The 21,878-nt window shown below is 71.9% G+C and carries 19 protein-coding genes and 1 pseudogene; 7 read left to right on the forward strand and 13 right to left on the reverse strand.

Going from position 1 to position 21,878, the window contains the following annotated elements:
* Window positions 1-74 precede the first annotated feature (74 nt).
* From ACIHCL_RS31080 to cseC, 4 genes are read left to right on the forward strand one after another with little or no spacing between them, the layout of a single operon-like run.
* Window positions 75-713: a SigE family RNA polymerase sigma factor gene (locus tag ACIHCL_RS31080; RefSeq protein ID WP_399867207.1), complete on the forward strand. Its 639-nt coding sequence runs from the start codon at window positions 75-77 to the stop codon at window positions 711-713.
* Window positions 701-1,432 (forward strand): hypothetical protein, encoded by a 732-nt coding sequence (locus ACIHCL_RS31085; RefSeq protein ID WP_399867210.1) that lies wholly within the window; start codon window positions 701-703, stop codon window positions 1,430-1,432. The genes ACIHCL_RS31080 and ACIHCL_RS31085 overlap by 13 nt, the downstream gene beginning before the upstream one ends.
* A gap of 11 nt (window positions 1,433-1,443) precedes the next feature.
* Complete coding sequence (gene cseB, locus ACIHCL_RS31090; protein WP_399867212.1) at window positions 1,444-2,145, forward strand: two-component system response regulator CseB; 702 nt, start codon at window positions 1,444-1,446, stop codon at window positions 2,143-2,145.
* On the forward strand, window positions 2,142-3,521 hold the full coding sequence (gene cseC, locus ACIHCL_RS31095; RefSeq protein WP_399867214.1) for a two-component system sensor histidine kinase CseC: 1,380 nt from the start codon (window positions 2,142-2,144) through the stop codon (window positions 3,519-3,521). Before cseB ends, cseC begins: the two co-directional genes overlap by 4 nt.
* A gap of 112 nt (window positions 3,522-3,633) precedes the next feature.
* Here cseC and ACIHCL_RS31100 read toward each other — a convergent pair whose 3' ends face one another.
* Complete coding sequence (locus tag ACIHCL_RS31100; protein ID WP_399867216.1) at window positions 3,634-4,320, reverse strand: M23 family metallopeptidase; 687 nt, start codon at window positions 4,318-4,320, stop codon at window positions 3,634-3,636.
* A 920-nt stretch (window positions 4,321-5,240) separates the two neighbouring features.
* The gene (locus ACIHCL_RS31105) at window positions 5,241-7,769 is read right to left on the reverse strand and encodes an ATP-dependent Clp protease ATP-binding subunit (protein ID WP_399867218.1); all 2,529 of its coding nucleotides are present in this window, start codon (window positions 7,767-7,769) and stop codon (window positions 5,241-5,243) included.
* A 460-nt stretch (window positions 7,770-8,229) separates the two neighbouring features.
* Here ACIHCL_RS31105 and ACIHCL_RS31110 point away from each other — a divergent pair.
* A pseudogene (locus tag ACIHCL_RS31110) lies at window positions 8,230-8,840 on the forward strand (SCO3374 family protein).
* Here the strand turns inward: ACIHCL_RS31110 and ACIHCL_RS31115 are convergent.
* The 10 genes from ACIHCL_RS31115 to ACIHCL_RS31160 form a co-directional block, all read right to left on the reverse strand.
* Window positions 8,819-9,154: an Lsr2 family protein gene (locus ACIHCL_RS31115; protein ID WP_399867221.1), complete on the reverse strand. Its 336-nt coding sequence runs from the start codon at window positions 9,152-9,154 to the stop codon at window positions 8,819-8,821. The pseudogene ACIHCL_RS31110 and the gene ACIHCL_RS31115 overlap by 22 nt on opposite strands.
* Before the next feature lie 144 nt (window positions 9,155-9,298).
* A complete protein-coding gene (locus ACIHCL_RS31120) occupies window positions 9,299-9,856 on the reverse strand; it encodes an amino-acid N-acetyltransferase (protein WP_399867223.1) in 558 nt (185 codons plus the stop codon).
* 9 nt (window positions 9,857-9,865) lie between these two features.
* Window positions 9,866-10,417, reverse strand: coding sequence for a BlaI/MecI/CopY family transcriptional regulator (locus tag ACIHCL_RS31125; protein WP_399867305.1), 552 nt, complete (start codon window positions 10,415-10,417; stop codon window positions 9,866-9,868).
* 211 nt (window positions 10,418-10,628) lie between these two features.
* On the reverse strand, window positions 10,629-10,805 hold the full coding sequence (locus ACIHCL_RS31130) for a hypothetical protein (protein WP_399867226.1): 177 nt from the start codon (window positions 10,803-10,805) through the stop codon (window positions 10,629-10,631).
* Between the two features lie 84 nt (window positions 10,806-10,889).
* The gene (locus tag ACIHCL_RS31135; protein WP_399867307.1) at window positions 10,890-11,477 is read right to left on the reverse strand and encodes a hypothetical protein; all 588 of its coding nucleotides are present in this window, start codon (window positions 11,475-11,477) and stop codon (window positions 10,890-10,892) included.
* Window positions 11,478-11,615: 138 nt separating this feature from the next.
* Entirely contained in the window at window positions 11,616-12,413 is a 798-nt protein-coding gene (locus ACIHCL_RS31140; protein WP_399867228.1) for a type III pantothenate kinase, read from the reverse strand.
* Window positions 12,413-13,507 (reverse strand): carboxylating nicotinate-nucleotide diphosphorylase, encoded by a 1,095-nt coding sequence (nadC, locus tag ACIHCL_RS31145; RefSeq protein WP_399867230.1) that lies wholly within the window; start codon window positions 13,505-13,507, stop codon window positions 12,413-12,415. Before nadC ends, ACIHCL_RS31140 begins: the two co-directional genes overlap by 1 nt.
* 36 nt (window positions 13,508-13,543) lie before the next feature.
* On the reverse strand, window positions 13,544-15,571 hold the full coding sequence (locus ACIHCL_RS31150; protein WP_399867232.1) for an L-aspartate oxidase: 2,028 nt from the start codon (window positions 15,569-15,571) through the stop codon (window positions 13,544-13,546).
* The gene (gene panC / locus ACIHCL_RS31155) at window positions 15,568-16,695 is read right to left on the reverse strand and encodes a pantoate--beta-alanine ligase (protein WP_399867234.1); all 1,128 of its coding nucleotides are present in this window, start codon (window positions 16,693-16,695) and stop codon (window positions 15,568-15,570) included. Before panC ends, ACIHCL_RS31150 begins: the two co-directional genes overlap by 4 nt.
* Before the next feature lie 164 nt (window positions 16,696-16,859).
* The gene (locus ACIHCL_RS31160) at window positions 16,860-17,807 is read right to left on the reverse strand and encodes a Rossmann-like and DUF2520 domain-containing protein (RefSeq protein WP_399867235.1); all 948 of its coding nucleotides are present in this window, start codon (window positions 17,805-17,807) and stop codon (window positions 16,860-16,862) included.
* Window positions 17,808-18,152: 345 nt separating this feature from the next.
* Between ACIHCL_RS31160 and ACIHCL_RS31165 the strand changes: the two genes are divergently transcribed.
* Together ACIHCL_RS31165 and ACIHCL_RS31170 are read left to right on the forward strand one after the other, a co-directional pair.
* Entirely contained in the window at window positions 18,153-19,379 is a 1,227-nt protein-coding gene (locus tag ACIHCL_RS31165) for a threonine aldolase family protein (RefSeq protein WP_399867236.1), read from the forward strand.
* Window positions 19,380-19,910: 531 nt separating this feature from the next.
* Window positions 19,911-21,011, forward strand: a complete 1,101-nt coding sequence (locus ACIHCL_RS31170; protein WP_399867308.1) for a DUF5937 family protein — start codon at window positions 19,911-19,913, stop codon at window positions 21,009-21,011.
* A gap of 157 nt (window positions 21,012-21,168) precedes the next feature.
* Here the strand turns inward: ACIHCL_RS31170 and ACIHCL_RS31175 are convergent, their stop codons facing one another.
* Window positions 21,169-21,846, reverse strand: coding sequence for a response regulator (locus tag ACIHCL_RS31175; protein ID WP_399867239.1), 678 nt, complete (start codon window positions 21,844-21,846; stop codon window positions 21,169-21,171).
* Between the last annotated feature and the right edge of the window lie 32 nt (window positions 21,847-21,878).

Raw genomic sequence — 21,878 nt, forward strand, 5'->3', positions numbered from 1 at the left:
CGTCGACGTCGCCCCGACCGATCAACGGGCGACAGCGGTCGAAACGGGGCTCCACGGGGACGGAGGCGGTTGGAATGGCACAGGGCGAGGTACTCGGCTTCGAAGAGTACGTGCGCACCCGGCAGGACGCGCTGCTGCGCAGCGCGCGTCGGCTGGTCCCCGATCCGGTGGACGCGCAGGACCTGCTGCAGACCGCCCTGGCCCGTACGTTCGGCCGCTGGGACGGCATCGCCGACAAGTCCCTCGCCGACGCCTATCTGCGCCGCGTCATGATCAACACCCGTACCGAGTGGTGGCGGGCCCGCAAACTGGACGAGGTCCCCACCGACCAGCTCCCCGACGCCAGCGTCGAGGACGGCGCCGAGCAGCGCGCCGACCGCGCCCTGCTGATGGACGTGCTGGGCGTCCTGGCTCCCAAGCAGCGCAGTGTGGTCGTGCTGCGACACTGGGAGCAGATGAGTACGGAAGAGACGGCTGCCGCACTCGGTATGTCGGCCGGTACGGTGAAGAGCACGCTGCACCGTGCGCTGGCGCGCCTGCGCCAGGAACTGGAGAGCCGCGAGGCGGCGAGCAGGGAGGCCCTGCACGCCGAGGAGCGGCGTCCGGCGGCGGCCGATCGTGCTCCAGCCGTCGGCGCCCCGGTGCGCACCCGGGTACGGGAGCGGGCGGGCAGGCGTATGGACGAACGGGGGCGGGAGCGGTGCGCGGCCTGACAGCCGACGGCGACGGCGGCAACAGCGATGAGGGTGACCTCGACGGGAGAGCCCCCGGGGGGGCCGCCGCCCGGGGCCCCCGGCTTGGGTGGGTGACGGGCTCCGGGGTCCTGTGCGGGTTCACCGCTCTCGCGCTGTTCGCGGCCGGGTGTTCCAGCGGCGGCACCGGCACCCGCGACGAGGGCCCGGCGGGCACCCAGCCGGTCGCCCAGGTCACGCCGAGCCCCGGCGCGGCCATGACGAAGCCCGCGTTCCGGGTCGACCCCGTCGCGCTGGTCAAGGACGACCCCAGGGTCAGCGAGCGGGTCAGGACCGACCTCAAGCCCTGCACCGGCTCCGAGTATCCGGTGGACACCTCGTACGGGACGCTGACCGGCGGGCCCTCCACCGATGTCGTGGTGAACGTGATGACCTGCGCCGACTCGGTGGGCGTCGGCACGTACGTGTACCGCAAGGAGGCCGACGGCGCGTACCGGAACGTGTTCGCGATGGAGCAGCCCGCCGTGTACGGCACCATCGACCGCGGCGATCTGGTGGTGACGGCCCAGGTGTACGCGAAGAAGGACGCGGTCGCCTACCCCTCGGGCGAGGATGTGATCACCTACCGCTGGGCGGACAACCGGTTCAACGAGCACGACCGCGTGCACAACGACTTCAACCGTGCCGTCGGCAGCGGAACGGCCGGACTTCCGGAATCCGCCGAGCCGGCGGAGAACTGAGAGCAGTTTCGATGGCAGAGACCCACGTCCTGTTCGTCGAGGACGACGACGTCATCCGCGAGGCCACCCAGCTCGCGCTGGAGCGCGACGGCTTCACGGTCACCGCGATGCCCGACGGCCTGTCGGGCCTCGACGCGTTCCGGGCCGACCGCCCCGACATCGCCCTGCTCGACGTGATGGTGCCGGGGCTGGACGGGGTCAGCCTGTGCCGCCGGATCCGCGACGAGTCGACGGTCCCCGTGATCATGTTGTCGGCCCGGGCGGACTCGATCGACGTGGTGCTGGGCCTGGAGGCCGGTGCCGACGACTACGTCACCAAGCCGTTCGACGGGGCGGTCCTGGTCGCCCGGATCCGTGCCGTGCTGCGGCGCTTCGGCCACGCCTCGGGAGGGCAGCCGGGCGGCGAGCTGGAGCCGCGTCCCGTCGGCGGGGTGCTGGTCTTCGGCGACCTGGAGGTCGACACCGAGGGCATGGAGGTCCACCGGGGCGGCGAGCAGGTGGCGCTGACCCCGACCGAGATGCGGCTGCTGCTGGAGTTCTCCGCCGCACCCGGCACGGTGCTCTCCCGCGACAAGCTCCTGGAGCGCGTTTGGGACTACGGCTGGGGCGGGGACACCCGGGTCGTGGACGTCCATGTGCAGCGGCTGCGCACCAAGATCGGCCAGGACCGGATCGAGACGGTCCGCGGGTTCGGCTACAAGCTCAGGCCATGAAGCGGCCTGCGCTGCGGACGAGCGTCCGTTGGAAGATCAGCATCGCGATCGCCGCCGTCGGCGCGCTGACCGCGGTAGCGCTCAGCTTCGTCGTCCACAACGCCGCCCGGGTCTCGATGCTGGAGAACGCGCGCGAGGTCCAGCTCACCCGGCTGACGTACGCGCAGCTGCTGTACGAGGCGAAGAAGCCGCAGAAGGGCGACCCCCGTTTCGGCGCCAAGCTCAACGACCCGCTGATGCCGAGCAGCCTGCGCGCGGAGGTCAGGAAGAACCGCCGGGCCACGCATGTCGAGATACTGCGGAACGGGGTGCCCGACGTGTGGGCGGCGGTCCCGGTCGGCAACGACGACGTGCTCTCGCTGCACACCCGTTTCACCGGCCGCAGCGCCAGGATCATGGGCGATCTCGACCGGGCGCTGATCATCGGCTCGGTGTCGGTGGTGCTCGGCAGCTGTGCGCTGGGCGTGCTGATCGGCGGGCAGCTGTCGCGCCGGCTGCGCAAGGCCGCCGCGGCAGCGGGCAGGGTCGCCGAGGGCAATACGGACGTACGGGTGCGGGAGGCCGTCGGCGGGGTCGTCCTGGACGAGACCGACGAGCTGGCCCGCGCGGTGGACGCGCTGACGGACGCGCTGAACGAACGGATCGAGGCGGAGCGCCGGGTCACCGCGGACATCGCGCACGAGCTGCGGACCCCGGTGACCGGTCTGCTGACGGCGGCCGAGCTGCTGCCGCCCGGCCGCCCCACCGAGCTGGTACGGGACCGGGCCCAGGCGCTGCGCACCCTGGTCGAGGACGTGCTGGAGGTGGCGCGGCTGGACAGCGCGTCGGAGCGGGCCGAGTTGCAGGAGATCGCGCTGGGCGAGTTCGTCAGCCGCCGGATCGCGCTGCTCGATCCGGCGGTACGGGTGCGGGTCGTCCACGAGTCCTGGGTCAGTACCGACCCGCGCCGTCTGGAGCGCATCCTCGGCAATCTGCTGGGGAACGCCGCGAAGCACGGCGCCACCCCGGTGGAGGTCACGGTCGAGGGCCGGGTGGTGCGGATCCGGGACCACGGGCCCGGATTCCCGGCGGCGCTGCTGCGCGAGGGCCCGAGCCGGTTCCGTACCGGCAGCAGTGACCGGGCCGGGCGCGGGCACGGCCTCGGGCTGACCATCGCCGCCGGTCAGGCACGGGTCCTCGGGGCCCGGCTGACCTTCCGCAACGCGGCCCCGGAGGGGGCGGCGCAGGGGACCGGTGGGGCGATCGCCGTGCTGTGGCTGCCCGAGCACGCGCCGACGAACACCGGCAGCTTCCCGGTCCTGCGTCTGTCCGAGCAGCGCACGGACGGCGACGCGGCGGGGAGCGGTACGGCGGGCAGGAAACGGACCGGCGTCTGAGACCGGACGCGGCGGGCTCCCGGGGTCTGCGCCCCGTAGGCCCGCCGCGCGCGTATCGTGGCCCCGCTGCCACGACCGAGGGAACCCGGTCATGGGCCGGAAGGCGGCCGGGTCAGACCCCGACGCCCTTCTTGTGCAGGAACGGGACCGGGTCCACCGCGGAGCCGTAGTCGGCGGTGTGGCGGATCTCGAAGTGCAGGTGCGGGCCGCTGGAGTTGCCGGTGTTGCCGGAGAGCCCGATCCGCTCACCAGTCGTCACGGACTGGCCGACGTGCACGTCGATCTCCGACAGATGCGCGTACTGCGAGTACGTGCCGTTGCCGTGCTTGATCACGATGGCGTTGCCGTACGCGGGGCCGTCGCCGCCGCCGTTCGACCCGGCCTTCACGACGACGCCGCTGTGCGCGGCCCCGACCTTCGTGCCGACCGGAACGGCGAAGTCCTGGCCGGAGTGCTTGTGGGCCCAGCGGCTGCCATCGTTGCCGAAGCTCGCGCTCAGCTCGTAGCGCTTGACCGGCTTCTCCCAGCTCGCCGCCTTCTGCACGGCCGCGTTGCGGGCCGCCACGCGTTCGGTCTCGGCGGCCTTGGCCGCCTTGCCCTGCACAGCCGCCTGCTGGGCGACCGAGCGGGCGGCGGTGCTGTCGATCAGGCGCGCGGCATCGGGGGAGCCCACCGCAGCCGCGAACGCGGCACCCGCACCGACCATCATCGTCGACCCCAGACCGGCTGCCACCACGGCACCACGGACACGGGACAGGGACGGGCGGCGGGAGTGCAGGAACGGAACGCGCTTCGACATATGCGGAAATCCTCCGAGATGACGGGAAACCGACGCTTCGGCCGGACTGGCCGTTCCTTGGTAACCCGCACCCTCGCCGGTGCTCAAACCCCTCATCTACGAACAAAAACCGTAGATGAAGCCTGGCGAACCACCCGCGACCCGCCCCGCCCGCCACCGAATCCCACCCCGCCGGGACCGCCACTCGGAGCATGCCCAATCGCAGCTCGAAGCCCCCATAAACGCACTAAACCTACTTATCCAGGTTTCTTTTCCCCGGCTCCGTACCCCCCCTCCTCGCACGAGGGGCCACACCGCCGTGTGGATCACGGCCTGCTCCCCTATCGGTCGTAGTAGGCCCGAATCGGGCTGTGTGCCTTGTCACCGCCGGTGGGCCCGAAGCCCGTCCGTCTCGGGACCTTCGCCCCCCGCCCCTACCGCCGGCCGACGGCCTCGCGCCCAGGGCGTGGAGGTGCCACGGACGGGGCCCACGGCAGCACAGCGTCACGGGGACGGCGCCATGGGTACGGCTGCTCGACGCCACGGGCACGCTGCCCAGCGGTCATCAACCCGTCTCGGCCCGGTGCGGCGCGCCTTCGAGCGCGTAGCGCGGCCCAGCCCGGCTCGACTCGGCGCATTCGGCGCGGCGTAACGCGGGCAGCCCGGTGCGGCGCGGCACAGCGCGGCCCGGCCCTCCTCGGCGCGGTGCATCCCGGGCAGCCCGGCCCGTCTCGGAGCGCGCCGCCGGCCTCGGCCGGGTACCGCCCACGGTCACCGGCACTCGCCGTGCGCGCCTCCGACGGTCCCGGACGCCCCTACGGAACGGACCGCCCGGGTGCCACCGGGGCGGGGCGCGAAAAGGGGCTGCCCCCGACCGTTCTCCACGGTCCGGGGCAGCCCCTTCAGTCGTTCAGACGCCCGATCGCGTCCTCACGGCGTTCTCACGCGTCCTTCGACAGGTTCGGACCCGCGCCGCCCGCCGCCTGCTCGATCGGCGGGACGTCAGGCAGCGCCGACTTCTCCTCGCCGCGGAAGGTGAACTTCTTGTCGTCACCCTCGCCCTCGATGCCGACGACCACGATGTGACCGGGCCGCAGCTCGCCGAAGAGGATCTTCTCGGAGAGGATGTCCTCGATCTCGCGCTGGATCGTCCGGCGCAGCGGCCGGGCGCCCATGACGGGGTCGTAGCCCCTCTTCGCCAGCAGCAACTTGGCGTCCGAGCTCAGCTCGATGCCCATGTCGCGGTCCTTCAGACGCTCGTCCACCTTGGCGAGCATGAGGTCGACGATCTGGATGATGTCTTCCTCGCTGAGCTGGTGGAAGACGACCGTGTCGTCGACACGGTTGAGGAACTCGGGGCGGAAGTGCTGCTTGAGCTCTTCGTTGACCTTGTTCTTCATCCGCTCGTAACCGGTCTTGACGTCGCCCTGAGCGGCGAAGCCCAGGTTGAAGCCCTTGGAGATGTCCCGGGTCCCGAGGTTGGTCGTCATGATGATGACCGTGTTCTTGAAGTCCACGACCCGACCCTGGGAGTCGGTCAGACGACCGTCTTCCAGAATCTGGAGCAGGGAATTGAAGATATCGGGGTGGGCCTTCTCGACCTCGTCGAAGAGGACGACGGAGAACGGCTTGCGGCGCACCTTCTCGGTGAGCTGGCCGCCCTCTTCGTAACCCACGTAACCGGGCGGAGAACCGAAAAGACGGGAAACGGTGTGCTTCTCGCTGAACTCCGACATGTCGAGAGCGATCAGCGCGTCCTCGTCGCCGAAGAGGAATTCGGCGAGCGTCTTGGAGAGTTCGGTCTTACCGACACCGGACGGGCCGGCGAAGATGAACGAACCACCGGGGCGCTTCGGGTCCTTCAGGCCGGCTCGCGTACGGCGGATCGCCTGCGAAAGGGCCTTGATGGCGTCCTTCTGGCCGATGACGCGCTTGTGGAGCTCGTCCTCCATGCGCAGCAGACGCGAGGACTCCTCCTCGGTCAATTTGAAGACGGGAATGCCGGTCGCGGTGGCCAGGACCTCGGCGATCAGCTCGCCGTCGACCTCGGCCACGACATCCATGTCGCCGGCCTTCCATTCCTTCTCGCGCTTGGCCTTCGCGGCGAGGAGCTGCTTCTCCTTGTCGCGCAGGGACGCGGCCTTCTCGAAGTCCTGCGAGTCGATCGCGGACTCCTTGTCCCGGCGGACGGCGGCGATCTTCTCGTCGAACTCGCGGAGGTCCGGCGGCGCGGTCATCCGGCGGATACGCATCCGGGATCCGGCCTCGTCGATCAGGTCGATCGCCTTGTCCGGCAGGAAGCGGTCGGAGATGTACCGGTCGGCCAGGGTCGCGGCCTGGACCAGCGCCTCGTCCGTGATGGAGACGCGGTGGTGGGCCTCGTAGCGGTCGCGCAGACCCTTGAGGATCTCGATCGCGTGCGGCAGCGACGGCTCCGCGACCTGGATCGGCTGGAAGCGGCGCTCCAGCGCGGCGTCCTTCTCCAGGTGCTTGCGGTACTCGTCGAGCGTCGTGGCGCCGATGGTCTGCAGCTCGCCGCGGGCCAGCATCGGCTTGAGGATGCTGGCGGCGTCGATCGCGCCCTCGGCGGCACCCGCGCCCACCAGGGTGTGGAGCTCGTCGATGAACAGGATGATGTCGCCGCGGGTGCGGATCTCCTTGAGGACCTTCTTCAGGCGCTCCTCGAAGTCACCGCGGTAGCGGGAGCCGGCGACCAGGGCGCCGAGGTCCAGGGTGTAGAGGTGCTTGTCCTTGAGGGTCTCGGGCACCTCACCCTTGACGATGGCCTGCGCCAGCCCCTCGACGACGGCCGTCTTGCCGACGCCGGGCTCGCCGATGAGCACCGGGTTGTTCTTGGTACGGCGGGACAGCACCTGCATGACCCGCTCGATCTCCTTCTCGCGCCCGATGACCGGGTCGAGCTTGGATTCGCGGGCGGCCTGGGTGAGATTCCGGCCGAACTGGTCGAGCACCAGGGATGTGGAGGGCGTGCCTTCCGCGGGTCCGCCCGCGGTGGCGGCCTCCTTGCTGCCCGAGTAGCCGGAGAGCAGCTGGATGACCTGCTGCCGCACCCGGTTGAGATCGGCTCCGAGCTTCACGAGGACCTGGGCGGCGACGCCCTCGCCCTCGCGGATCAGGCCGAGCAGGATGTGCTCGGTGCCGATGTAGTTGTGGCCGAGCTGGAGGGCCTCGCGGAGCGACAGCTCCAGGACCTTCTTGGCCCGGGGCGTGAAGGGGATGTGCCCGGACGGGGCCTGCTGGCCCTGGCCGATGATCTCCTCCACCTGCTGGCGGACCGCCTCGAGCGAGATCCCGAGGCTCTCCAGGGCCTTAGCGGCGACACCCTCACCCTCGTGGATCAGGCCCAGGAGGATGTGCTCGGTGCCGATGTAGTTGTGGTTGAGCATCCGGGCTTCTTCCTGAGCCAGGACGACAACCCGCCGCGCGCGGTCGGTGAACCTCTCGAACATCGTTAATCGCTCCTCAGAGCGGTCAGGCAGTAAGGGGTCGGTCCCCTCCCTGTCCTTCCGCAGCTTAGTCCCGCAAGCGGGGACCGCTCATTCCAACTGCCGGCACCGGCCGGATCACCCCGCTCCCACGAGGACGGAGTCGCCCTTCCTCAGCGCCCGAACGCCGACATCTGCTCCAACCCGATGGTGCGAGACGATGTTCCCGCAGGCCAGACAGATACGCCTTTCGCCACTACGCCGTTGGCGAACGGGAGATGTCCGGGCCTGCGTGTCGCCCCTCCCCACTAGGGAAGTCATACCCGCAATTACAGACAGTCCATGCGACGCGCGGCGGTTCCCTCCGCTATGGGCGAACATATTTGCGCGCCCTACCCCCTCCGCACACCCCCGTTCCGGATGCACCGAGCACCCGATCGCGCACGCTGCGTAACCTCGAACGGGACTCCTGCGTTCCTCCGGCATGTCCGACACCTCCCCGCTCACCGCGCCGCCGTCCGACGACGGGCGGCGCGGGCATGAGGAGGAGGTCGCACGCTGGGCCCGGTGGTACGAGCACAAGCTCGGCCGGGCCACGGAGGGCATCGCACCGGTGCGGCTGCCGACCGGGCTGCTGTCCGACGTTCTCGGGGTGCCCGCCGCCGTGGGCCGCGCGGTACTGCGGCGCGTGGACGGCACCGGGCCGGCGGCGTCGACCCGCTCTCGGACGAGCTCGCTGGTGGCGCCGCGAAGTGCCGAAGAAGTGCCCGGACTGCTCGACCGGCTGGAGTGGGGCGGAGTCACCCTCTCCCCGAGGGCCGTCGGCAGGAGTGGCCGGATCGACGCGCCGGTGCCGCCCGGCGGGACGGCCCGCCGGTCAGGGGCCGCCGCGTGGCTGCGGCCCCCGGGCTGCCGCGCGACGGAGGGCCGGAGCTTCCGGACCTCGTCGGCCCCGGGAGCAGCGGTGGGGATGCTCCCGATCTCATGCGGCTCGTGGACGCGGTGGCCGCCGAGTGCCACCGGGCCCGGTTGACGCGCGCCCGAGCCGGGCGGCCGACCAATGGGTCGGCAGCTCAGCTGTTGGCCTTCTCGTAAGCCTCACGGATGTCGGCGGGGACACGGCCGCGGTCGTTCACGGTGTGGCCGTTCTCGCGCGCCCACTTACGGATCTCCGCGGTGTCCTTGTTGCCGCCGGCGGCGGCGCGGCCCCTGCCGCGACCGGACGTCGCGCGGCCGCCCGTGCGTCGGCCACCCTTGGTGTACGGCTCGAGAAGGCTGCGGAGCTTGTCCGCGTTGCTCGTGGTGAGGTCGATCTCGTACGTCTTGCCGTCGAGAGCGAAAGTGACCGTCTCGTCCGCCTCGCCGCCGTCGAGGTCGTCGACAAGAAGGACCTGAACCTTCTGTGCCACCGGATTTCCTTTCATCGAAAATGCAGTACGCGGAAAGGAAACCGCTTTTCTCCGGAAAACACAAACCCTCGGCAGAGGTTCAGGATCGCGAGAAGCCGGGAAACATGCGCGATTCGGACATAGGGCCACGGCTTCTTGTGGCGGTCACAGGTGCAGAAGCATCCGACTGTTGCCCAGGGTGTTCGGCTTCACTCGTTCGAGACCCAGGAACTCCGCGACACCCTCGTCATAGGAACGGAGCAGCTCGCTGTAGACATCTCCGTCGACCGGAGTCTCTCCGATCTCGACGAAGCCGTGCTTCGCGAAGAAGTCGACTTCGAAGGTCAGACAGAAAACCCTGCGTACGCCCAGCCAGCGGGCGGTCCGCAACAACTTGTCCAGCACTTGATGTCCGACTCCGACACCCCTGAGACTGTGGTCGACCGCGAGAGTGCGCACTTCGGCCAGGTCTTCCCACATCACATGCAGTGCACCGCATCCGATGACCCGTGCGTCCTCGTCGCGTTCCGCGATCCAGAACTCCTGGATGTGCTCGTAAAGCGTCACCGTCGCTTTGTCGAGCAGGATGCCTTCCTGTACGTACCCGTCGAGGAGACGGCGGATGGATGCCACATCACTGGTCCTGGCACGCCGGATGGTGACTGCCGTGTTTATAACCGACGGCTTGGTATGGAAATCGCTATGCGGAAGCTCTGAGGACATACCCCGACGCTATCGCCCGGTGGCCGGCCCGGCGTCATCGACCGGAACATCGACCCGATCTCCGGCCCGCCGTCCGGCCTGATCGACGGCCGGTTTCCCGGTCTCCTCACTCCCGCGCCCGCCCGTCGGTCCGTTCCCCGGCTCGACCCCGGGTTCGCCCACCGGGGACCGGTCCGGAACTCCGGGCGGGGTTTCCTCCCGCTCGCCGGGCAGCTCGCGCGCCGGGGCGTCGGGCAGTTGCGGGCGGACGATCCGCATGGCGTCGCGGAGCGCCTCGCGCTGTTCGGCCGACATCATGCCGAAGAAGGCGACAAGGGCGGCCGCCGGGTTGTCGCTGCGCGACCATGCTTCGTTCATCAGTGCGGCCGAGTAGGCGGCGCGGGTGGAGACCGCCGTATATCGATAAGCGCGGCCGTCGACTTCCCTGCGCAACCAGCCCTTCTGATGGAGATTGTCCATTACCGTCATGACGGTGGTGTAGGCGATGGAGCGTTCCCGCTGAAGGTCCTCAAGAACTTCTCGCACGGTGACCGGGCGGTTCCATTGCCAGACCCGTGTCATCACGGCGTCTTCCAGTTCTCCCAATGGACGGGGCACAGTGGCATTTTAGTGCCGATTGCCCGAAATGCCCGGCTCTTCGTGCGGCCCATGCGCGTCTTCGTGCGACTCGTGGACGCGAAAGGGCGTACGGCTCATGGAGAGCCGTACGCCCTTTGACGCACTACCGGGGGTTCGCGCACCCCCGAAAGACGGAGCACCGGACGCGGAGCGCTCAGGCGCCGCCCCGGGGAGCCTGCTGGACCGACTCGGCGCGGTTCATCGCCGCGTCCACGGCCGCGTCTTCTTTGGCCTTGTTGGGACCACCCTGGCTCTTGATGATCGTCACGACCAGGCCGATGAAGAAGACGGCCATCACCACGGGGGGCACGAGCGCCGATACATAGTCCATGGCTCCCAGAGTAGCGAGGCCGGCGCGGACTTCCGCGCGCACCCTCCGGGCGCGCGGCGGGCCGCCCGGCCTCGCCGAGCACGGCTATCCGGCGGCCCGCTGCCTCGGTGGCTGCGGGGTCGGGCGGCGGCGCGGCGGGAACACCTCGGAGGGCTTGGGCGCCGCCGGACGCTTGGACGGCGGGGCGGGCCGCGGCTGCTTCTCCGGCGTCCCGGGCCGTTCCGGTTCCGCGTCCCCCACCCGGCCGCCGGGCAGGGCGAGCAGGTGACTCCGGGGCGCGGGGGGCGCCGCGGAGACGGCACGCCCGGCGAGGCGGGCCCGCACCGAGCGTTCCGCGAGCACCTGGCAGCGCGCCAGGAGCGAGGCCGCCGCCGGCCGGTGCCGCAGGGCACGCAGCGCGGCGAGATCGTCGGAGCGCGGGTCGTATCCACCCGTGAGGGCGTCCTGGAGGAGTTCCAGGTATCCGCTGGCGGAACCGGGGAGGGCGTCACGGTAGCGGGCGAGGTCGGCGAGGAGGAAGGCACGCAGCCGTCCCGCCTCGCCCACCGCCTCGTCGACCGCGCTCGCCAGCCGCAGGCAGTCCTGGACATCCTCGTCGGGCAGGGGGGCGGGGTGCAGGGCGACGGCGAGGGCGCGTCGGAGCACACGCAGCTCGTCCGCGCCGAACGCCATACCGCCGCGTGATCCGTAAGGCGTGGGCATGGCGCGACAATACGTGCTAAATGGACAAAATCCGCTTAACTGGGTGTTGGCGGCGCGGCGGAGGCCCCCCTGCCGCCGCGCCGTTCTCGCAGGTGAGCCGGGTGCCGGCTACATCCGGGAGACGTTCCGCTCGTAGACCAGCCGCAGGCCGATGAGGGTCAGCCACGGCTCGTGCTCGTCGATGGCGGAGGACTCGCCCAACACCATCGGCGCAAGACCCCCCGTCGCGATGACCGTGACGTCGTCGGGGTCGGCCGCCAGCTCCCTCTTCATCCGTGCGACGACGCCGTCGACCTGTCCGGCGAAGCCGTAGATGATGCCCGCCTGCATCGCCTCGACCGTGTTCTTGCCGATCACACTGCGCGGCTTGGCCAGCTCGATCTTGCGGAGCTGGGCGCCCCTGACGCCGAGTGCCTCGACCGAGATCTCGATGCCGGGCGCGATGATCCCACCGGTGTACTCTCCGCGCGCGGAGATCGCGTCGAAGGTGGTGGCGGTGCCGAAGTCGACGACGATCGCCGGACCGCCGTACAGATCGACGGCGGCGACTGCGTTGATGATGCGGTCCGCGCCGACCTCCTTCGGGTTGTCCATCAGGATCGGCACCCCGGTCTTGACGCCCGGCTCCACGAGGACCGCGGGCACATCGCCGTAGTAGCGGCGAGTCACCTCGCGCAGTTCGTGCAGAACGGCGGGGACGGTGGAACAGATCGCGATGCCCTCGATGCCGTCGCCCAGTTCTTCGCCGAGCAGGGGGTGGGACCCCATCAGGCCCTGGAGCAGGACCGCGAGTTCGTCGGCGGTGCGGCGGGCGTCGGTGGAGATCCGCCAGTGCTCGACGATCTCCTCCCGGTCGAAGAGGCCGAGGACGGTGTGGGTGTTGCCGACATCGATGGTGAGCAGCATCAGGCGTCGGTCCCGTCGGTGTCGGTCCGCACGGCGTCGGCGTCGGTGCCGGCCGCTGCGGCCTCCGTGTCGGCGGTGTCCCGGAAGTCCAGGCCGATGTCCAGGATCGGCGAGGAGTGGGTGAGCGCGCCGACGGCCAGGAAGTCGACGCCCGCCTCCGCATAGGCGCGCGCGGCGTCGAGGGAGAGCCGCCCGGACGACTCCAGGACCGCACGGCCGTCGACCAGGGCGACGGCCTCGGCGGTCTGGAGGGGGGTGAGGTTGTCCAGCAGGATCAGGTCGGCGCCTGCGTCGAGGACCTCGCGGACCTGCTGGAGGGTGTCGACCTCGACCTCGATCGGTACGTCGGGGAACGCGTCCCGCACCCGCTTGAACGCCTCGGCGACCCCGCCCGCCGCGATGACGTGGTTGTCCTTGACCAGCGCGGCGTCCGACAGGGACATGCGGTGGTTGACGCCGCCGCCGCAGCGCACCGCGTACTTCTCCATGGCACGCAGGCCGGGGGTGGTCTTGCGGGTGTCGCGGACCTTGGCCTTCGTGCCCTCCAGCACGTCGGCCCAGGCGCGGGTGGCGGTCGCGATGCCGGAGAGCCTGCACAGCAGGTTGAGCGCGCTGCGCTCGCCGGTCAGCAGGTCGCGGGTGCGGGTGGTGACGGTCAGCAGCTTCTGGCCGGGGGCGACCCGATCGCCGTCCTCGACGTGCCGCTCGACCGTGAACTCCTCGGTGCAGACGATCGACAGGACCGCCTCGGCGATGCGCAGACCGGCCACCACACCCGCCTCTCGGGCGGTGAAGTCGCCGGTGGCCATGGCGTCCTCGGCGACCGTGGCGACGGTGGTGACGTCGACACCGCCGTCGAGGTCCTCCGCGAGGGCGACGTGCGCGACGTCCTCGACCTGGACCGGGTCGAGTCCCGCGTCGGCGAGGAGCTGGGCGAGGTCGGGGTCGAGGCCGCACTCCCATTCCTCGGTGCCGTCGGCGCCGCAGCCACAGCCGTCCCCGCAGCCGCCGCCCGCGGACGGTGCGGGCGCCCCGATCTGGATCAGCGGTACGTCCACGGGCGTGGGGCGCGGGTTTTCTTCGGGCGTGCTCACGGTTGCGACTCCTCGGTCACGTCGGCGGGGGGTGGATCAGGCGGCGGAATGGCCGGCGGGGCGGACCGGGGATGTTACCGGGCATACCGCCGTGCGGTCCGGCGCCCGCAGGGGGCGTACGGGCTCGAACGCCTCGGTCTCCGTCCGGCGGACGACGAGCCGGCGCTCCGGCGTGAGCCGGACGACGAGGTGACGGCGCCAGTTCGCGTCGTCGCGCTCGGGCAGGTCCTCGCGCCAGTGGCAGCCGCGGGTCTCCTCGCGGCGGCGGGCAGCGGCGACCAGGACGCGCGAGACGAGCAGCAGGTTGGTGGCCTCCCACGCCTCGACGCCGGGCTCGGCGGGCTTGAGGCCGTCGGCGGGGTCCGGTGCGGCTGCGTCCGGGGCGGAGGCATCAGCGGTGGAGGCACCCGGGGCGGCAGGGCCGGGCGCGGAAGTGTCGGAGGCGGCTGCCCGCGCGGCCCCGTCGTGCAGGGCGTCGAGCGCCTCCGCGGCAGCGGCCAGGCTCTCGGCGGAGCGGAGGACTCCGGCGCCTCGGGTCATGATCCGCTGGATGGTGCCGCGCGCCTCGGGGTCGAGCAGCGGGGACAGGGCGGGGAGGGCGTCAGAGGGCGCGGCAGTGGCGCCGGGCCGATTGCCGGTCTCCTCGGATTCGGGCCCCTGCCCGGTGCCGTTCGTCCGCTCGGTGTCTCTGGACCACCCGGTGCCGCCGGCCCGCTCGGTGCCGTTCACCTGCCCGACGCTCCTTGACCACTCGGCACCGTTCGCCTGCCCGGCGCCGTTCGTCGGCCACTTGGCACCGTTCGCCTGCCCGGTGCCGTTCGCCTGCTCGACGATGTCCGCCGCGATGCGTTCGGCGAAGACGAGACCCTCCAGGAGGGAGTTGGACGCCAGCCGGTTCGCGCCGTGCACGCCGGTGCAAGCGACCTCCCCACAGGCGTACAGACCCGGTACGGTCGTGCGCCCGCGCAGGTCGGTGCGTACACCGCCGGAGGCGTAGTGCGCGGCCGGTGCCACAGGGATGGGCTCGGTGACCGGGTCGATGCCGTGGGCACGGCAGGCGGCCAGGATCGTGGGGAAGCGCCGCTCCCACATGGCGGCCCCGAAGTGGCGGGCGTCGAGGTACATGTGCTCGGTGCCGTGCGACTCCATCCGGCGCGTGATGGCCTTGGCCACGATGTCGCGCGGAGCCAGTTCCGCCAGTTCGTGCTGCCCGGCCATGAAGCGCGTGCCGGAGGCGTCGACGAGATGGGCGCCCTCCCCCCGCACCGCTTCCGACACCAGGGGCTGCTGGCCCTCGGAGTCGGCACCGAGGTAGAGGACCGTGGGGTGGAACTGGACGAATTCGAGGTCCGAGACCTCCGCCCCGGCCCGCAGCGCCAGGGCCACGCCGTCCCCGGTGGAGACCGCGGGGTTGGTGGTGGCGGAGAAGACCTGGCCCATGCCGCCGGTGGCGAGGACCACGGCGGGGGCGTGGACCGCGCCGACGCCGTCGTGCCGGCCCTCGCCCATGACGTGCAGGGTGACGCCCGCGGTACGGCCGTCGGCGTCGGTGAGGAGGTCCAGGACGAGGGCGTTCTCGATGGTCCGCAGGGCGGCCTCGCGGACCGCCGCGACCAGGGCCCGGGAGATCTCGGCGCCCGTGGCGTCGCCGCCCGCGTGGGCGATGCGGTTGCGGTGGTGGCCGCCCTCCCGGGTCAGCGCGATGTCGCCGCCGTCCGTGGTGTCGAAGCGGGCGCCGGTCCCGATGAGCCTGCGTACGGCGTCGGCGCCCTCGGTGACCAGGACCCGTACCGCGTCCTCGTCGCACAGGCCCGCGCCCGCGACCAGGGTGTCGTCCAGGTGCTGTTCGGGGCTGTCGCCCTCGCCGAGGGCCGCGGCGATGCCGCCCTGCGCCCAGCGGGTGGAGCCGTCGTCGAGGCGGGCCTTGGTGACGACGACGGTGGCGAGGCCCGCGGCGGCGCAGCGCAGCGCGGCGGTGAGACCGGCCACGCCCGAGCCGACCACCACGACGTCGGCGTCGATGGACCAGCCGGGGGCGGGGGCGGTCAGCCGTATTCCGGTCACGTGGTGGCTCCGAAGGTCAGCGGGATGTTGTCGATGAGGCGGGTCGCGCCGACCTTGGCGGCGACCGCGAGGATCGCGTCGCCGCTGGTGCGGTCGTCGGGGATCTCGGAGAAGTCGGACGGGTCCACGAGCGCGAGGTAGTCCAGGACCAGTGGCGGCTGTTCGGCGGCCGCGTCGTCGAGGACCAGCCGCGCCGCGGCCCGCACCGCCGCGGGCCCGTCCACCGGACGGGCCAGGGCCACCGCCTGGGTGTCGGCGGCGGCGCGGATCTCGCCCAGCGCCGTGAGCGCGGCGGCCCGGTCGGTGGTCGCCGCGGTGGTCTGCGCGCGGGCGTGCAGCGCCTGCTGGGCGGCGAGCCGGTCCCGCGCCGCGAACAGGGCGCGGGACAGGGCGAGGGCGGTGCGGCGCTCCTCGACGTCCAGGAAGCGGTTGCGGCTGGAGAGCGCGAGGCCGTCCGGTTCACGGACGGTCGGCACGCCGACGATCTCCACGGGGAAGTTCAGATCGCGCACCATGCGGCGGATCAGCGCCAGCTGCTGGGCGTCCTTCTGCCCGTAGAACGCGATGTCGGGGCGGGTGAGGTGGAGGAGCTTGGCGACGACGGTGAGCATGCCGTCGAAGTGCCCCGGGCGGAAGGCGCCTTCGAGCCGCTCGCCCATGGGCCCCGCCGAGATCCGGACCTGTGGTTCGCCGCCGGGGTAGACCTCGTCGGCGGACGGCGCGAAGACTGCGTCCGCCCCGGCCGCGCCCGCCACGGCGAGATCGGCTTCGAGGGTGCGGGGGTAGCGCTCCAGGTCGGCCGTCTCGCCGAACTGGAGCGGATTGACGAAGACGGTGACGACGACCTGGCCGTCCGGACCCGCCGCCGCGCGGGCGGCGCGGATCAGGGTGGCGTGGCCCTCGTGCAGGGCACCCATGGTCATGACGACGGCTCGGGGGCCCTTGAGCGGGGCGAGAGCGGTGAGTTCGGCGGCCGTACCGAGCAGGGCGACCGAGGCCGAGCGGGACGTCGGCGGGGTGGCCGGAGCCGCCGGGGCCGAAGGGTCGTCGGCGCAGGTGCGGGCGGGCGCGTCCGCCGGCGTACCTGCGGGCGTGTGAGCGGCTGCGCGGGCGGTGGTGTGCATGGTGGTGGCAGGGGGTGTGTCGGGTGCGGGGGTGGGACCGGGTACGGAAGGAACGGGGGTGGTTCCGGGTGCTGAAGTTTCGACTCCGGGCATGGAAGTGATTCCAGGTACGGAAGTGGATCCGGGTACGGAAGTGGATCCGAGGCGGCCGGGCATGCTGGTCATCAGGGCTCCCGTGGTCCGCTGCCGCCCGTGCTGCCGGGGTCGTCGGCCAGCACCCCGAGCAGGTTCTCGGCCGGTTCCGGCTTGAGCATGCCATGGGCGAGGGCGCGGTCGGCGGTGGCGCGGGCCATCGCGATGTATCCGGCCACGGTCTGCGGTGCGTGCCTGCGCAGCTCGTCGATGTGGGCGGCGACCGTGCCCGCGTCACCGCGGGCCACCGGGCCGGTCAGGGCCGCGTCGCCGGAGCGCAGGGCGTTGTCGAGCGCGGCGCCCAGGAGCGGACCGAGCATCCGGTCGGGGGCGGCGACGCCGGCCGTACGCAGCAGCTCCATCGACTGGGCGACCAGGGTGACCAGGTGGTTCGCACCGAGGGCGAGCGCCGCGTGATAGAGCGGGCGGGCCTCCTCCGCGATCCACTCGGGCTCCCCGCCCATCTCGATGACCAGGGCCTCGGCGGCCAGCCGCAGCTCCTCGGGAGCGGTCACGCCGAAGGAGCAGCCGGCCAGCCGCTGGACGTCGACGGAGGTGCCGGTGAACGTCATCACCGGGTGCAGGGCCAGCGGCAGCGCACCGGCCCGCAGGGCGGGGTCCAGCACCTTCGTCCCGTACCGCCCCGAGGTGTGGACGAGCAGTTGTCCCGGCCGCACCGCGCCCGTTCCGGCCAGGCCCTCGACCAGGCCGGGCAGGGCGTCGTCGGGCACGGTCAGCAGGACCAGCTCGGCACGCGCCAGTACCTCGGCGGGCGGCACCAGCGGGACCTCGGGGAGCAGGGCGGCGGCCCGGCGTACGGACGCCTCGGAGACGCCCGACACGGCGACCGGACGGTGCCCCGCAAGCCGAAGGGACGCGGCGAGGGCGGGTCCGACGCGGCCCGCGCCCACAACGCCGACCGTGAGGCGAGCGGGGCGGTCCCTCGCGTCGAGGTGTTCCTTGGGAGGTGTTGCGTTCACTCGGCGGTGACCTTCCGTTCCAGTCCGCAGGGGGTACCGGACGATTCCTCTGAATGCTACGCCAGCGTCGCGTCCGGGCTCCCGTCCGTCCACAGCCTGTGGGGAACGCCGCACGGGGCGCGGCCGGTCGGGACGGGCGCGGCCAAAGCCCCGCGCGCACGTCCCCCGCACGGGAAAGCACAGGTGCACGGGAAGGCACAGGAAAAGCGTGCGGGGCCGAACCGCTCCCTGCGTGATGATCGCCCCATGACGGATCCAGTGGGCACGACGGACGCGACACGCACATCACACACGACGCGCACGGCGCAAACAGCACACGCGATACACACAACAGGCACGGAACAAGTGACACAAACTGCACGGGTGGCACATGCGACGGATGCGACGGACACGACGCGCGCCGCCGACACGGCGTCCGCCGACGAGCGGCCGTCGGCGGACGAGCAGCGGCTGCGCAAGCTGCGGGCCTGGCGTTCCGCCGAGCGGACCCTGAACCGGCTGCCGGTGCACCTCTCCGTCGGCGAACGTCTGGCCGTGCTGGCGGCGGAGGCCGGGACCGTCACCGATCTCGGCCAACCCTCCGACGTGTACGGAGACGGTGTGGTCGCCGAGCTGGAGCAGCGGGTCGCGGAACTGCTGGGCATGGAGGCCGCGGCGTTCTTCCCGACCGGGACGATGGCACAGCAGGTCGCGCTGCGGTGCTGGGCCGGGCGGACCGGTGACCCGACAGTGGCGCTGCACCCCCTGGCCCACCCGGAGGTGCATGAGCGCGACGCACTGGGTGTGGTGAGCGGGCTGCGTACCGTCCACCCGACGTCCCAGCCTCGCCAGCCCACGGCGGAGGAGGTCCGCGACCTGCCCGAGCCGTTCGGCACGCTGATGCTGGAACTGCCGCTGCGCGACGCCGGTTTCGTCCTGCCCAGTTGGGAGGAGCTGGAGACGGTCGTCGCGGCGGCGCGGGAACGCGACGCGGTGGTGCATGTGGACGGCGCGCGGCTGTGGGAGTGCGCTCCCCACTTCGGGCGGGAGCTGCCGGAGGTCGCGGCGCTCGCGGACAGCGTGTACGTCTCGTTCTACAAGACCCTCGGCGGGCTCTCCGGGGCCGCGCTGGCCGGTCCTGAGTCCCTGATCGAGGAGGCCCGCGTCTGGCGCCACCGGTACGGCGGGCAGCTCTTCCAGCAGTTCCCGGCGGCGCTCGCCGCGCTGATCGGCCTGGACCGGGAGCTTCCCCTGATCCCGTCGTACGTGGCACAGGCGAAGGTGGTGGCCGGGGCGCTGGCCGAGGGCCTCGCGGCGGCCGGCGCCGGCTGGTTCCGGGTGCATCCGGAGCCCCCGCACACACACCAGTTCCAGGTGTGGCTGCCGTACGGCGCCGAAGCCCTGACCGAGGCGTCGGTGCGGCAGGCCGAGGAGACGGGCGTGGCGCTCTTCCAGAGCTGGCGCTCCGCGCCCGTCGGCCCACCCGGGGTCGCGTTCACCGAGGTCACGGTGGGACGGGAGGGGCTGGAGTGGACGGCGGCCGATGTCCGGGAGGCGGTGGCCGCGTTCCTGGACCGGGTGGCGTCCTCGTAGACCCGGCCGAGCCGCTCCGGGGCGTCCCGGTTCGGGTCCTGGTCCCGGCTCACCCGGCCCGGACCTCGCGGCGCCCTCGTAACCGCGACCGGCCCCTCACCGCGTTCGCTTCTCCGCGAGGGCCGCGCCCCGTACCCCGTGCCCCGCCCCCGGTCGGATCACCGCACCGGCCGGGGGCGGCGGGCGAACATCGTGCGCAGGGCCCGCAGCACCGCCCGCCGGGATCCGCCCGCGAACCGCCCCGCGGACCGGACACGAGCGGACCGGACGCGCACCGGACGTCCCGCGATCACGGCGGCGAACCGGCGCGAGTCACGCGCCCCGCGCAGCACCGCCCAGTCGTACCGGCCCGGCGACGGCGGCGGCGCCTCCCCCCCCGCACGGCCGCGCGATAGTTGTCGAACATGTGCTGCTGAATGGCGTCCATCGCCTCAGCGTGGGCCCGGCCTGCCCGTACGGCCCGTCATTTGACGACCACCGTCAAACGGGAAAGTGACTTCCGGGCGCACCCCGCACCATGGAGGGGTGAGCGTGCACATCGACATCAAGGGCCTGGCCCCCGAACGAATCGTCTTCGAGACCTCTCCCCTCGCCGAACTCGGCCTGGCCCTGCACGCCCTCTCCGAACCCGGTCACCACCCGGGCCTGCACGGCTGGGCGACGGCGACGGCCAGTTCGTTGGAGCCCGATCTCGCCGACCGGCTGCACGAGGCCGACTTCCTGTGGCGCCACACGTTCTCGGACGTCTTCCTGGCGTTCGCCGGAGTGCGGGGCAGCGACGGAAGAACGGGCGCCGACCTCACCGAGGACCTGGACATCCTCGACCGGATGGACGACGAGCGGTTCGTGTCCGCCGCCCTGGAGTTCACCTGCACCGGTCTGTACGGGCTCGGCGCCCCCTCCCCGCTCGGCAACCCGACGATGCGCGCCCGCGCCCTGGAGATGGCGGCGGCGCGGGGCCCCCGCCAGGTGGAGTTCGCCCAGCAGCTGCTGGCCGACCCCGAGCCCCTGCGCCGCTGGGTCCGGCGCCTCTTCGAGGACTGCGACCAGGCGTTCTTCGCCGAGACCTGGCAGCGGGTGCGGGTCCAGCTGGTCGCCGACGCCCGGCACAAGACGGACCTGCTGCGCCGCAAGGGGCTCGCCGAGGCGCTGGAGGCGGTGTCCACGGCGCTGACCCTCGACGAGGGGCGGACCCTGATCAGCGCGGACAAGCTGTGCGACGGCCGGACCAGCGCCGCGGGCCCCGGCCTCACGCTCGTCCCGTCCACCTTCGGCTGGCCGCACCTCAACCTGCTGTACGCGCCGGGCTGGCGGCCGGTGATCCACTACCCGGTGCACCAGCCCGAGCTGCCCTCCCCGGCCTCCGTGGATCTGCTCCAGCTGCGTATGGAGGCGCTGGCCCACCCCATGCGGATGCGCCTGTGCCGCCATCTCGCCCGTTCCGCGCACACGACCGGCGAGCTCGCCGACACACACAACATCACGGCCCCCGAGGTCTCCCGGCATCTCGCGGTGCTGAAGAAGGCGGGACTGGTCACCACGCGTCGGCGCGGCCGGTACGTACTGCACCAACTGGATCTGACCACGGTGGCCCGGCTCGGCAGCGACTTCCTGGAGGGCATCCTGCGCTGAGCCCGGTTCGGCCGGTCTGTCGGTCGGGCGGTCGGGCGGTCGGGCGGTCGGGCGGTCGAAGCGGATGTGTTTGATCCCGGTCCGGACGCGCCCCGGTCCCGATCCGGACGCGCCGCGTCCGGTGCCGCGACGCGCCGTCCGTGTCCGGGCGGGACGGTCAGGCCCCGGCCCCGCCACCGGCCCGGACCAGCCCGGTCTCGTACGCGAGGACGACGACCCGCACCCGGTCGCGCAGGTCCAGCTTGGTGAGGATGCGGCCCACATGCGTCTTCACGGTCGCCTCGGAGAGCACCAGGCGTGCCGCGATCTCGCCGTTCGACAGCCCCTGCGCCACCAGCAGCATCACCTCGCGCTCGCGATCGGTGAGCTTGCCGATGCCCTGGTGCTTCGGTTCGCTCCGGCCGCCCGGCAGCATCGGCGAGAAGCGGTCGAGCAGGCGGCGGGTGGTGGACGGGGCGACGACGGCGTCACCGCTGTGCACGGCGCGGATGGCGTTGAGCAGCTCGGCGGGCGGCACGTCCTTGAGCATGAAGCCGCTGGCCCCGGCCTTCAGCCCGGAGAAGGCGTACTCGTCGAGGTCGAACGTGGTCAGGATGAGCACCTTGGGCGCGTCCGGCTGGGCGCAGATGCGCCGGGTGGCCTCCACACCGTCCAGCCTCGGCATCCGGACGTCCATCAGCACCACGTCGACGGCGGTGGAGCGCAGGATTTCGATCGCCTCCGCGCCATCACCGGCCTCGGCCACGACCTCCATGTCCGGCTGGGCGGCGAGCACCATCCGGAATCCGGTGCGCAGCAGCACCTGGTCGTCGACGAGCATCACGCGGATCGCCATGAGTGTCTGTCTCCTGTCTGTCCCGCATCATC

The organism is Streptomyces sp. NPDC052042 (genome assembly GCF_044548345.1).
Lineage (GTDB): Bacteria > Actinomycetota > Actinomycetes > Streptomycetales > Streptomycetaceae > Streptomyces.

Excerpts from the sequence above, each read along its gene's own strand:
- ACIHCL_RS31080 (WP_399867207.1), top strand. The coding sequence starts at position 75 with ATGGCACAGGGCGAGGTACTCGGCTTCGAAGAGTACGTGCGCACCCGG.
- cseB (WP_399867212.1), top strand. The coding sequence starts at position 1,444 with ATGGCAGAGACCCACGTCCTGTTCGTCGAGGACGACGACGTCATCCGC.
- cseC (WP_399867214.1), top strand. The coding sequence starts at position 2,142 with ATGAAGCGGCCTGCGCTGCGGACGAGCGTCCGTTGGAAGATCAGCATC.
- ACIHCL_RS31100 (WP_399867216.1), bottom strand. The coding sequence starts at position 4,320 with ATGTCGAAGCGCGTTCCGTTCCTGCACTCCCGCCGCCCGTCCCTGTCC.
- ACIHCL_RS31105 (WP_399867218.1), bottom strand. The coding sequence starts at position 7,769 with ATGTTCGAGAGGTTCACCGACCGCGCGCGGCGGGTTGTCGTCCTGGCT.
- ACIHCL_RS31120 (WP_399867223.1), bottom strand. The coding sequence starts at position 9,856 with ATGTCCTCAGAGCTTCCGCATAGCGATTTCCATACCAAGCCGTCGGTT.
- ACIHCL_RS31125 (WP_399867305.1), bottom strand. The coding sequence starts at position 10,417 with ATGACACGGGTCTGGCAATGGAACCGCCCGGTCACCGTGCGAGAAGTT.
- ACIHCL_RS31130 (WP_399867226.1), bottom strand. The coding sequence starts at position 10,805 with ATGGACTATGTATCGGCGCTCGTGCCCCCCGTGGTGATGGCCGTCTTC.
- ACIHCL_RS31135 (WP_399867307.1), bottom strand. The coding sequence starts at position 11,477 with ATGGCGTTCGGCGCGGACGAGCTGCGTGTGCTCCGACGCGCCCTCGCC.
- ACIHCL_RS31140 (WP_399867228.1), bottom strand. The coding sequence starts at position 12,413 with ATGCTGCTCACCATCGATGTCGGCAACACCCACACCGTCCTCGGCCTC.
- panC (WP_399867234.1), bottom strand. The coding sequence starts at position 16,695 with ATGCACACCACCGCCCGCGCAGCCGCTCACACGCCCGCAGGTACGCCG.
- ACIHCL_RS31175 (WP_399867239.1), bottom strand. The coding sequence starts at position 21,846 with ATGGCGATCCGCGTGATGCTCGTCGACGACCAGGTGCTGCTGCGCACC.